General features: G+C 66.6%; 12 protein-coding genes. 1 reads left to right on the forward strand and 11 read right to left on the reverse strand.

Annotated elements, in window-relative coordinates; all coding sequences use genetic code 11:
- Positions 1 to 104 precede the first annotated feature (104 nt).
- Positions 105 to 362: a DUF2917 domain-containing protein gene (locus tag AC1DTW_RS12115; RefSeq protein ID WP_477981370.1), complete on the forward strand. Its 258-nt coding sequence runs from the start codon at positions 105 to 107 to the stop codon at positions 360 to 362.
- Positions 363 to 384: 22 nt separating this feature from the next.
- On the opposite strand, the gene AC1DTW_RS12120 is transcribed toward AC1DTW_RS12115, so the two are convergent.
- From AC1DTW_RS12120 to nuoG, 11 genes are read right to left on the reverse strand one after another with little or no spacing between them, the layout of a single operon-like run.
- Complete coding sequence (locus AC1DTW_RS12120; RefSeq protein ID WP_477981371.1) at positions 385 to 828, reverse strand: DUF1178 family protein; 444 nt, start codon at positions 826 to 828, stop codon at positions 385 to 387.
- Between the two features lie 25 nt (positions 829 to 853).
- Positions 854 to 1,447 (reverse strand): NUDIX domain-containing protein, encoded by a 594-nt coding sequence (locus AC1DTW_RS12125; RefSeq protein WP_477981372.1) that lies wholly within the window; start codon positions 1,445 to 1,447, stop codon positions 854 to 856.
- Positions 1,444 to 1,743: a DUF2818 family protein gene (locus AC1DTW_RS12130; protein ID WP_477981373.1), complete on the reverse strand. Its 300-nt coding sequence runs from the start codon at positions 1,741 to 1,743 to the stop codon at positions 1,444 to 1,446. Before AC1DTW_RS12130 ends, AC1DTW_RS12125 begins: the two co-directional genes overlap by 4 nt.
- Before the next feature lie 13 nt (positions 1,744 to 1,756).
- Positions 1,757 to 3,238: an NADH-quinone oxidoreductase subunit NuoN gene (gene nuoN, locus AC1DTW_RS12135; RefSeq protein ID WP_477981374.1), complete on the reverse strand. Its 1,482-nt coding sequence runs from the start codon at positions 3,236 to 3,238 to the stop codon at positions 1,757 to 1,759.
- An 18-nt stretch (positions 3,239 to 3,256) separates the two neighbouring features.
- Positions 3,257 to 4,738, reverse strand: coding sequence for an NADH-quinone oxidoreductase subunit M (locus tag AC1DTW_RS12140; RefSeq protein WP_477981375.1), 1,482 nt, complete (start codon positions 4,736 to 4,738; stop codon positions 3,257 to 3,259).
- A gap of 28 nt (positions 4,739 to 4,766) precedes the next feature.
- Complete coding sequence (gene nuoL / locus AC1DTW_RS12145) at positions 4,767 to 6,794, reverse strand: NADH-quinone oxidoreductase subunit L (protein WP_477981377.1); 2,028 nt, start codon at positions 6,792 to 6,794, stop codon at positions 4,767 to 4,769.
- 6 nt (positions 6,795 to 6,800) lie between these two features.
- Complete coding sequence (gene nuoK / locus AC1DTW_RS12150) at positions 6,801 to 7,118, reverse strand: NADH-quinone oxidoreductase subunit NuoK (protein ID WP_477981378.1); 318 nt, start codon at positions 7,116 to 7,118, stop codon at positions 6,801 to 6,803.
- A complete protein-coding gene (locus AC1DTW_RS12155) occupies positions 7,115 to 7,804 on the reverse strand; it encodes an NADH-quinone oxidoreductase subunit J (protein WP_477981379.1) in 690 nt (229 codons plus the stop codon). Before AC1DTW_RS12155 ends, nuoK begins: the two co-directional genes overlap by 4 nt.
- Positions 7,805 to 7,859: 55 nt before the next feature.
- Complete coding sequence (nuoI, locus tag AC1DTW_RS12160) at positions 7,860 to 8,357, reverse strand: NADH-quinone oxidoreductase subunit NuoI (RefSeq protein ID WP_477981380.1); 498 nt, start codon at positions 8,355 to 8,357, stop codon at positions 7,860 to 7,862.
- A gap of 12 nt (positions 8,358 to 8,369) precedes the next feature.
- Positions 8,370 to 9,467, reverse strand: coding sequence for an NADH-quinone oxidoreductase subunit NuoH (nuoH, locus tag AC1DTW_RS12165; protein ID WP_477981381.1), 1,098 nt, complete (start codon positions 9,465 to 9,467; stop codon positions 8,370 to 8,372).
- A 2-nt stretch (positions 9,468 to 9,469) separates the two neighbouring features.
- A complete protein-coding gene (gene nuoG / locus AC1DTW_RS12170) occupies positions 9,470 to 11,827 on the reverse strand; it encodes an NADH-quinone oxidoreductase subunit NuoG (RefSeq protein ID WP_477981383.1) in 2,358 nt (785 codons plus the stop codon).
- Between the last annotated feature and the right edge of the window lie 3 nt (positions 11,828 to 11,830).

The following is an 11,830-nucleotide window of genomic DNA, read 5'->3' on the forward strand; positions in this document are numbered from 1 at the left end:
GGCGCGGCATCGCCGCGCAGGACACTCTCATCGTGCCATCACGGAATGGCCGAGAGACGCCCGAGGCACAGCATGCCTGCGCTTCATGCCAAGGAGAATTTTCGATGAACACCAACGACCTGCAACCCGCCGCCATTGAGCTTCGCAAGGGCGAGATCCATCGCATCCGCAACGGCCTGGGGCAACGCATCGAGGCGCTCAGCGGCTGCCTGTGGGTCACGATCGACAACGACCTGCGCGACATCTTTGTCGGCCCTGGAGAAGGCTTCAGCATCGATCGCGGCGGCGACACGCTGGTCAGCGCGATGGACGATTCGCGCTTCGTGCTGCTCGATCCGGTCGCCTACAGGCGCGCCGCCTGAAGGCCGCCGGCGAGAGACCACGCTACTGGACCGGGCCCTTCAGCGGCTCGGGCACCGGCACCGCAACGACCTCGATGCCTTCCTCGCGCAGCGCGTCGGCGTCTTCGGCTGTCGCGCGGCCGCGGATGCCGCGCTCCCGGGTCTCGCCGTAGTGGATGCGGCGCGCCTCTTCGGGGAAACGATCGCCGACATCTTCGGTGCGGCTCAGCACATCGCGCATTGCGCGCAGCCAGCGCCCTTGCGCGCGGGCCTGCGCGACCTCGGCGGCCGGCGGTGGCGGCGCGGCATCGCCGCGCTGGGTCGAGACGTTCAGTCGCGGTGCGCTCGGCAGGCGCGCGATCGCCTTGTCGTCGCACAGCGGGCAAGCGACCAGGCCCTGCTCGCCCTGCAGCGCGAAGTCGTCGTCCGACGCAAACCAGCCTTCGAAGCGGTGGTCGTGCGCGCAGCGCAGGTTCAGGACCTTCATGGCGGCGATTATCGAGGGCTAGAACTCACGGGGCGGGTTGCCAGTCGAGCGGCCAACGCCCGGCGCGCCAATTCTGCAACCAAAGCAGGCCGATCAGGGTCTTCGCGTCGGTCAATTCGCCACGCCGGGCGAGCTCGTCGAGGCGCTCGGCACTCATCTCGGTCACGTCGAGGAACTCGCCCGCATCGAGCGCACGCGCGCCGGCGCGCAGGCCGCGGGCGAACCAGACCTCGATGCCCTCGTTCGAGTACGCGATCGCGTTGTGCAGGATGCCGGCACGCGCCCATTCCGCGGCGCGGTAGCCGGTTTCCTCGATCAGCTCGCGAATCGCGCAGTCGAGCGGCGGCTCGCCGGGGTCGAGCTTGCCGGCCGGGAATTCGAGCATCGCGCGGCCCAGCGGGTGGCGCCACTGGCGCTCGACGACGAGCCGGCCATCGTCGAGCAGCGGCACGATCATCACGGCGCCCGGGTGGACGATGTACTCGCGCTGCGCGTCGGCGCCGTCGGGCAGGCGGATGCGGTCGCGGCGCACGTCGAGAAAGTGGCCGCGGTAGACCTGCTCGGAGTGCACGGTCTCCTCGCGCAGGTGCAGGTCGGTGGCGATCTCGGGCGCGTTCAATGTCTGCGCCTCAGGTAGCGCCAGATGAAGCCCGGGAAGGCGAACGTCAGGAACGTGAAACCCAGTGCCGCGAAGAACTCCCAGCCCTGTGGCTGGATCTGCCCGGCGCGGGCTTCGAGCGCGAAGCCGATCGCCAGCGTGATGCCCCACAGCACCACGAGTTCGAGCAGGCGCCAGCCCAGCGCTTTCGGCGCGCGGATCGGGCCGACGACGAACAGCCGCTCGTTGACGAACGGCAGGTTCGCGGCGATCACCGCGATCAGCAGGACCAGCCAGACGGCGGCCGAAGAGCCCATCGGCAACCTGACCTCAGGTCGCCAGCGCCTTGACGATCGCCTGCACGCACAGCGTCATCAGGCCACCGGGGAGGATGCCGAACAGCAGCACCGCGAGGCCGTTCAGCGACATCACGGCACGCACGTCGGCGCTGCTCTCGATCGGGCGCGTGTCGGCCGGTTCGTCGAAATACATCACCTTGATCACGCGCAGGTAGTAGTACGCACCGACCAGCGACAGGATCACCGCGACGACCGCGAGGAAGACATAGCCGGTCACGTTGGTCGTGACCAGCGACTGCAGCACCGACAGCTTGGCGTAGAAGCCGACGGTCGGCGGCAGGCCGGCGAGCGACAGCATGAAGATCGTCATCACCAGCGCGAACCACGGGCTGCGCTTGGCAAGGCCCTTCAGGTCGTCGATCTCCTCGGACTCGAAGCCCTGGCGCGACAGCAGCATGATCATGCCGAAGGTGCCCAGCGTCGTCAGCACATAGGTAACGATGTAGAACATCGACGAGGCGTACGAGTTCCCGGCCGAGATCGTGTTGCCATAGACCACGCCCGAGCACAGGCCGAGCAGCATGAAGCCCATCTGCGCGATGCTCGAGTAGGCCAGCATCCGCTTCAGATTGGATTGCGCGATCGCGACGACATTGCCCAGCAGCATCGAGCCGATCGAGAGCACGACCAGCATCTGCTGCCAGTCGGCCGCGCGCCCGAGCAGGCCCTCGACGAGCAGGCGGATCGTGATCGCGAACGCCGCGAGCTTGGGCGCCGCGCCGATCAGCAGCGTCACCGCGGTCGGAGCGCCCTGGTAGACGTCAGGCACCCACATATGAAAGGGCACCGCGCCGAGCTTGAAGCCCAGGCCGGCGACGATGAACACGACCGCCAGGATCAGCACGCCCTGGTTCGGCTGGCCGGTGCCGAGCGCCTTGAAGACCTCGGGGATCTCGAGCGAGCCGGTCGCGCCGTACATCATCGACAGGCCGTAGAGCAGGAAGCCGCTGGCGAGCGCGCCCAGCACGAAGTACTTCATCGCGGCCTCGGTCGAGACGGCGTGGTCGCGCCGCATCGCGACCAGCGCATACAGGCTCAGCGACATCAGTTCGAGGCCGAGGTAGACGACGAGGAAGTTGTTCGCCGACAGCATCACGCCGATGCCGAGCAGCGAGAACAGGCTCAGCGTGAACAGCTCGCCCTTCAGCATCTCGCGCTCGGCCGCGTAGGGGCGTGCATAGACGAGCGTGACCATCACCGCGATGCTCGCGAACACGCCGAGCAGATGGCCCATCGGGTCGGAAACGACCATGCGCTGCATCGCGTAGACCGTGTTGCCCTCGTTGAAGGCCTGCAGGTGCAGCAGCGCGACGAGCGCGAGCGACACCTGCGTCATCAGGTAGGTCGGCAGCCGCCGCGGGTCCGCGACCCACAGATCGACCATCGCGACGACGAGAGCGCACGCGAGCAGCACGAGCTCGGGGTAGATGGCAGGCCAGTTCATCGGATTCATGGCTCTTTGACGACGCGTTCAGGGTGTGGGGATCTTGCTCACCGCAACCTGCTTCAGCAGATTGTCGACCGAGACATGCATCGCGTCGGTGAACGGCTTCGGGTACAGGCCCATGTAGAGCACGGCGGCGGCGAGCAGCGCGAGCATGCCGAACTCGCGGGCATTGATGTCGGTCAGCGCGCGCACGTGATCGTTCGCCGGCGCGCCGAAGTAGACCCGCTTGACCATCCACAGCGTATAGGCCGCGCCCGAGATCAGCGCGGTCGCGGCGATCAGGCCGAGCCAGAAGTTGAACTTCACGGCGCCCAGGATCACCATCCACTCGCCGACGAAACCGGCGGTACCGGGCAGCCCGCAGTTGGCCATCGCGAACAGCACCGCGAACGCCGCGAACTTCGGCATCGTGTTGACGACCCCGCCATAGGCCGCGATCTCGCGCGAGTGGACGCGGTCGTAGAGCACGCCGATGCACAGGAACATCGCACCCGAGACGAAGCCGTGCGAGATCATCTGCACGATGCCGCCGGACACGCCGAGCTCGTTGTAGATGAAGAAGCCGAAGGTCACGAAGCCCATGTGCGCGACCGACGAATACGCGACGAGCTTCTTCATGTCCTGCTGCACCAGCGCGACCAGGCCGATGTAGACGACCGCGATCAGCGACAGCGCGATCATGAAGTTCGACCAGTGATGCGACGCGTCGGGCGTGATCGGCAGCGAGAAGCGCAGGAAGCCGTAGGCGCCGAGCTTCAGCATGATCGCGGCCAGCACGACCGAGCCGCCGGTCGGCGCCTCGACGTGGGCGTCGGGCAGCCAGGTGTGCACCGGCCACATCGGCACCTTGACCGCGAACGCGAGGAAGAACGCGAAGAACAGATAGCTCTGCGCCGACATGCTCAGCGGCAGCTTGTGCCAGGCGAGGATGTCGAAGCTGCCGCCCGACTTGTAGTACAGGAAGATCAGCGCGACCAGCATCAGCAGCGAGCCGGCAAGCGTGTACAGGAAGAACTTGAACGCTGCGTAGACGCGCTGCGGACCGCCCCAGACGCCGATGATCAGGTACATCGGGATCAGCGTGGCCTCGAAGAACACGTAGAACAGCAGGCCGTCGAGCGCCGCGAAGACGCCGACCATCAGGCCCGACAGGATCAGGAACGCGCCCATGTACTGGTTCACGCGGTCGGTGACGACCTCCCAGGCCGAGATCACGACGATCACCGTGATGAACGCGGTCAGCGGCACGAACCACATCGACAGGCCGTCGACGCCGAGCGTGTAGTGCACGTTGAAGCGCTCGATCCAGTCGAACTTCTCGCCGAACTGCATCGCGGCGGTGCCGTTGTCGAAACCGGAAATCAGCGGCAACGTGACCGCGAAGCTGACCAGCGAAGCTGCCAGCGCGAGCCAGCGCACCAGCGCGGCATTGCCTTCGCGGCCGAACGCGAGCAGCACGACGCCGAACAGGATCGGCAGCCAGATCGCGAAACTCAACAAACCCATGTTCTTGTTCTCCGTGCGGGCTCTGGTGTTACTTCGGCGACGCGCCGGTCAGGAACGGCCACAGCTGCCAGGTCATCAAGCCGATCACGCCCACGATCATCACCAACGCGTAGAAGTACAGGTACCCGCTTTGCAGCTTGCGGCCAATCGCCGCGATCGAGCGGACCTCGCTGGCGGTGCCGTTGATCAGGAAGGTGTCGATCAGGCCCTGGTCGCCGCCCTTCCAGAGCGCCGAGCCGAGCCCGCGCGCGAGGCGTGCGATGACGTTCTCGTTGAACCAGTCGAAGTAGTACTTGTTGTCGAGCAGCGTGTAGAGGAAGCCGGCGCGCGCCTTGATCGCCGCAGGAATCGCGGGCTTGACGATGTAGAGAACATACGCGGCGACGACGCCAGCCAGCGCGAGCACGAACGGCAACGAGGTGAACGCGTGCAGGCCCATGCCCCAGGCGCCGTGGAACTCCTTCGCGAGCTCTTCCATCGCCGGGTGCGCCTCGGCGTTGACCGCGATCGCGCCGTTGAAGAACTCGCCGTAGAGCATCGGGCCGATCGTCAGGTAGCCGATCACGACCGACGGGATCGCCAGCGCCACCAGCGGCACCCACACGACCCAGGGCGACTCGTGGGGCTCGTGGACATCGTGTTCGCCATCGCCTTCGTGATGCTCTTCGTCGGCGCCCGGGAACGGCTTGTGGCGGAAGCGCTCCGGCCCGTGGAACACCAGGAAGTACATCCGGAACGAATAGAACGCGGTGACGAACACGCCGGCCGCGACCGCGAAGTACGCGAAGCCGGAACCCCACAGGTGGCTCTCGTGCACCGCCTCGATGATGCTGTCCTTCGAGTAGAAGCCGGCGAAGAACGGCGTGCCGATCAACGCGAGCGAACCCACCAGCGACGTGAGCCAGGTGATCTTCATGTACTTGCGCAGGCCGCCCATGTTGCGGATGTCCTGGTCGTGGTGCATGCCGATGATCACCGAGCCCGCCGCAAGAAACAGCAGCGCCTTGAAGAACGCGTGCGTCATCAGGTGGAACACCGCGACCGAGTACGCCGACGCGCCGAGCGCGACCGTCATGTAGCCGAGCTGCGACAGGGTCGAATACGCGACGACGCGCTTGATGTCGTTCTGGATCACGCCGAGAAAACCCATGAACAGCGCCGTGATCGCGCCGATCACCATCACGACGCTCAGCGCGGTGTCGGAGAGCTCGAACAGCGGCGACATGCGCGCGACCATGAAGATGCCGGCGGTGACCATGGTCGCCGCGTGGATCAGCGCCGAGATCGGCGTCGGGCCTTCCATCGAATCGGGCAGCCACACGTGCAGCGGGAACTGCGCGCTCTTGCCCATCGCGCCGATGAACAGGCAGATGCAGGTCACGGTGATCAGCATCCAGTCGCTGCCGGGGAACACGATCTTCGCGAGCTCGGGGCCTTTTGCGAACGCCTCGCCGTAGCTCAGCGTGTTGCCATACGCGACGATCAGCCCGATGCCCAGGATGAAGCCGAAGTCGCCGACCCGGTTGACGATGAAGGCCTTCATGTTGGCGAAAATCGCGGTCGGTCGCGTGTACCAGAAGCCGATCAGCAGGTACGAGACCAGGCCGACGGCCTCCCAGCCGAAGAACAGCTGCAGGAAGTTGTTGCTCATCACGAGCATCAGCATCGAGAACGTGAACAGCGAGATGTAGCTGAAGAAGCGCTGGTAGCCCGGGTCGTCGGCCATGTAGCCGATCGTGTAGATGTGCACCATCAGCGAGACGAAGCTGACGACGCACATCATCATCGCGGTCAGGCCGTCGACGAGGAAGCCGATCTCCATCTTCAGGCCGCCGACGTCCATCCACTCGTAGACCGTCGCGTTGAAGCGCGCGCCGTCGAGAACCGCGAGCAGCGTCTGCACCGAGATCGCGAACGCGATCGCGACACCGATGCAGGTGATCCAGTGCGCGCCCTTGCGGCCGATCGTCTTGCCGAACAGGCCGGCCGCGATCGCGCCGACGAGGGGCGCCAGCGGCACCGCGAGCAGCATGTTCTGGGAGAGGGTTGCGGACATGGCCGGTTAGCCCTTCAAGGCGTCGAGCTCGTCGACATTGATGGTCGCGCGGTTGCGGAACAGCACGACCAGGATCGCCAGGCCGATCGCCGACTCGGCCGCCGCGACGGTCAGGATGAAGAACACGAACACCTGGCCGGCCATGTCGCCGAGGTAGTGCGAGAACGCGACGAAGTTCAGGTTCACCGCGAGCAGCATCAGCTCGATCGCCATCAGCAGCACGATCAGGTTCTTGCGGTTCAGGAAGATGCCGATCACCGACAGCGCGAACAGGATGCCGCCGAGCGCCAGGTAGTGGCCGAGCGTGATGGTGCCAAGGCTCATTTCTTGTCTCCTGCGGCCGGTGTCACCGGCGTGGTCGCGGCCGCGACCGGCGCGGCCGATACCGGTGGCGCGGGGGGCGGCGCCGGCGGCTCGACCTCGGCCTGCATCTTGACGATGCGCACGCGGTCGACGGCGCGCACGCGCACCTGATCCGAAGGGTTCTGGTAGCGCGAGTCCTTGCGGCGGCGCAAGGTCAATGCGATCGCCGCGATGATCGCGACGAGCAGCAGCACCGCGGCAATCTGCAGCGGATACAGGTAGCGCGTGTACACGTCGATGCCGAGCATCTTGGTGTTGCCGAGCTTCAGCGCGGCCGCGTCGGCGACCGGCGCTTCGGTCAGGCGAAAGCCGGGCAGCAGCACCGCGGCCATCTCGAGCGCGATCACGACGCCGACCAGCGCGGCGGCCGGGAAATGCGTCCAGAAGCCCTCGCGCAGCGCCTCGGACCCGACGTCGAGCATCATCACGACGAACAGGAACAGCACCATCACCGCACCGACGTAGACCAGCACCAGCGCAATCGCGAGGAACTCGGCGCGCAGCAGGATCCAGACACACGCAGCGCTGAAGAACGCGAGCACGAGAAACAGCGCCGCGTACACCGGGCTGCGCGCGGTGATCACGCGAAACGCGGCGAACAGCAGCACGGCCGAGAAGACGTAGAAGAGCGAGGATTCGATGTTCATGTTGTTCTTTGTGCGGAGCCCGGGGGCCCCGCCGCCATGCACCGAGCCGTGAGGCTCAGCGGTACTTGGCGTCCGCCTCCCTGGCTTTGGCGATTTCGGGCTCGTAGCGGTCGCCCACAGCCAGCAGCATGTCCTTCGTGAAGTACAGGTCGCCGCGCTTCTCGCCGTGGTATTCGAAGATGTGCGTCTCGACGATCGAGTCGACCGGGCAGCTCTCTTCGCAGAAGCCGCAGAAGATGCACTTGGTCATGTCGATGTCGTAGCGCGTCGTGCGGCGCGAGCCGTCGTCGCGCACCTCGGACTCGATCGTGATCGCCAGCGCCGGGCAGATCGCCTCGCACAGCTTGCACGCGATGCAGCGCTCTTCGCCGTTCTCGTAGCGGCGCAGCGCGTGCAGGCCGCGAAAGCGCGGCGACAGCGGCGTCTTCTCTTCCGGGAACTGCACGGTGATCTTGCGCGACCAGAAGTGCCGCCCGGTCAGGGCCATGCCCTTGAGCAGCTCGCCCAGCAGGAAGCTCGAAAAAAAGTCTTTGACAGGTGTTGCGGTCGCCATTGCGCTCTCGCCTTACTTCCAGATGTTCCAGGGGGACTGGATCCACAGCCCCACCACCACCAGCCACACCAGCGTGACCGGGATGAAGATCTTCCAGCCCAGACGCATGATCTGGTCGTACCGGAAGCGCGGGAAGCTCGCGCGCACCCACAGGAACATGGTGACGACGCAGAAGGTCTTCGCGAACAGCCAGAACCAGTTCCAGAACCATGCGGTCTCATTGATCCAGCCCGGCGTCGTGATGCCGAACAGGCCGAACGACACCGGCGCGTACCAGCCGCCGAGGAACATGATCACCGCGATCGCCGAGATCAGGATCATGTTCGCGTATTCGGCGAGGAAGAACATCGCGAACGCCATGCCCGAGTACTCGACCATGTGGCCGGCGACGATCTCCGACTCGCCCTCGACGACATCGAACGGATGCCGGTTCGTCTCGGCCAGGCCCGAGATGAAGTAGACGATCGCGATCGGCAGCAACGGCAGCCAGTTCCACGACAGGAAGGTCAGGCCGCGCTCGGCCAGCATGCCCTTGCCCTGGCCGAGCACGATGTCGGTGACGTTCAGGCTGCCCGCCACCATCAGCACGACGACGAGGCAGAAGCCGATCGCGATCTCGTAGCTGACCATCTGCGCCGATGCGCGCAGCGCGCCGAGGAACGCGTACTTCGAGTTCGAGGCCCAGCCGGCGATGATCACGCCGTAAACCTCGACCGAGGTGATCGCCATCAGCAGCAGCAGGCCCGCGTTCAGGTTCGACAGCGCGGCGTCGGGCCCGAACGGGATCACGACCCAGGCGGCGAGCGCCGGCATGATCGTCATCACCGGGCCTAGAAAGAACAGGCGCTTGTTCGCCGCGCTCGGGACGATGATCTCCTTGAAGATCAGCTTCACCGCATCGGCGATCGGCTGCAACAGGCCGAGCGGGCCGACGCGGTTCGGACCGGGGCGGATCTGGCTCCAGCCGATCGCCTTGCGCTCCCACAGCGTCAGGTACGCGACGCAGATCATCAGCGGAATGATCAGCGCGACGATCTTGACGATCGACCAGACAACCGGCCACACCGGGCCGAGGATCGAGTTGCCGAAGCTCGTGATCGTGTCGAGCATGGTCAGGCTCTCTCGACCGCGATCGCGCCGAACATCGCGCCGAGCGACGCGGTGTCGGCGTGGCCGGCGGGAACACGCACGGTGTCAGACGCGAGCGAGGCGTCGAGGCGTGCCGACAGCACGGCCTGCGCCGCGCCCTGCGAGACGCGCACCTTGTCGCCGGCATTCAGCCCGAGCTGCGCCCAGAGCGCTTGCGGCAGGCTCGCGACCGGCGCGCGCGCGTCGGCGGTGAGCTGCAGCGAACTGGCGCGACGCACCAGCGAATCGGTCGCGTAGATCGGCACGTCGGCCAGCCGCTGAAGCGCCGGCGGCAGTCCCGCCTCGGCGACGCCGGTCGACGCGGGCGCAGCGCCGCTTGCGTTGCTCAGACGCGCAGGGATCGTGGTCGGGTCGCCGAGCGCCTCGGCCCGCACCTCTTCGGAGGTCTCGAAATCGAAGCCCTTCAACGCGAGCAGGTTGCCGAGCACGCGCAGCACCTTCCACGCCGGACGCGTCTCGCCCAGGGGCTTCACGACGCGATGGAAGCTCTGCACCCGGCCTTCGGCGTTGACGAAGGTGCCGGAGGTCTCGCTGAACGGCGCGATCGGCAGCAGCACGTCGGCGACATCGTGGGCGGCGTTCTTGAACGGCGTCAGCACGACGACCATCTCGGCGGCCTGCATCGCGGCGCTCGCGGCCGCGGCGTTCGCGGCGTCGAGCGTCGGTTCGATGTTCAGCAGCACGCAGGCCTTCAGCGCCGGGCCGCCGAGCATCTGGCCGGCGTTCAGCCCGCCGTTGCGCGGCAGCGCCCCGACGAGTTGCGCGCCGACGGTGTTCGCGGCTTCGGTCAGGTAGCCGACGCTCGCGCCGGTCTGCGCGCCGATCCAGTTCGCGAGCGCCAGCAGGCTGCTCGCCTGCGGGTGCTGGGCTGCGGCATTGCCGAGCAGGATTGCCTTGCGCTCGCCGCTCGCGAGCGACGCGGCGATGAGCTTGGCGTTGTCGGTAGCCTGGCCGGCCAGCGGCGGCGTCCCGCCGTTGCCGGCGCCGATCGCGGCGGCCACGTCGGCCAGCGCCTGGACCCACCCGCTCGGCGCGACCGAGGCCTGCGACGCCATCGGCATCAGCCAGTCATCGTGCAGGGCATGGATGCTGTGCACCTTCGCGCCCTTGCGCGCGGCCTGGCGGATGCGCTGCGCGAGCAGCGGATGATCCTTGCGCAGGAACGAGCCGACGACGAGCACGCGCTGCAGGTTCGACAGCGACGCGATCGTCGTGCCGAGCCAACGAGCCGAAGGCGATCCCTGGGTCGCCGCGCCGCCGTTCTCGACCCCGAAGTCGGCGTGACGGGCCCGGTAGTCGATGTTCTCGCTGCCCAGGCCGCGGACCAGTTTCGCGAGCAGGTGCAGTTCTTCGACCGTGCTGTGCGCCGAACCGACCGCGCCGATGCCGGCGGGGCCGTGGTCGACGGAGATCTGCGTCAACCCGCGGCTCACGTACTCGAGCGCGGTCGACCAGTCGACGGCCTTCCAGGCGCCGCCCTGCTTGATCATCGGCGCGGTGAGGCGATCGGCGCCGTTCAGCGCTTCGTACGAGAAGCGGTCACGATCGGCGAGCCAGCACTCGTTGACGTCTTCGTTCTCGAGCGGCACGACGCGCATCACGCGGTTGCTCTTGACCTGGACGATCAGGTTGCTGCCTGTGCTGTCATGCGGGCTGACGCTCTTGCGGCGCGACAGCTCCCAGGTGCGGGCGCTGTAGCGAAACGGCTTGCTCGTCAGCGCACCGACCGGGCAGATGTCGATCATGTTGCCCGACAGCTCGGAGTCGATCGTGTCGCCGGCGACGGTCGTGATCTCGGAGTGCTCGCCGCGGTGGATCATGCCAAGCTCCATCACGCCGGCGACCTCCTGGCCGAAGCGAACGCAGCGCGTGCAATGGATGCAGCGGTTCATCTCTTCCATCGCGACCAGCGGGCCGACATTCTTGTGGAAGACGACGCGCTTGTCTTCGTCGTAGCGCGTGCTCGACGCACCGTAGCCGACCGCCAGATCCTGCAGCTGGCACTCGCCGCCCTGATCGCAGATCGGGCAGTCGAGCGGGTGGTTGATCAGCAGGAACTCCATCACGCCCTTCTGGGCCTGGAGTGCCTTCGCGCTCTTGGTGCGCACGATCATCCCTTGCGTGACCGGCGTCGCGCAGGCCGGCATCGGCTTCGGCGCCTTCTCGACGTCGACCAGGCACATGCGGCAGTTGGCCGCGATGCTGAGCTTCTTGTGATAGCAGAAGTGCGGGATGTAGGTGCCGGCCTTGTCGGCGGCATGCATCACCATGCTGCCCTCCAGCACCTCCACCTTCTGTCCGTCGAGTTCGATTTCGATCATGTT

The sequence above is a fragment of the Rhizobacter sp. P5_A1 genome (assembly GCF_056400745.1).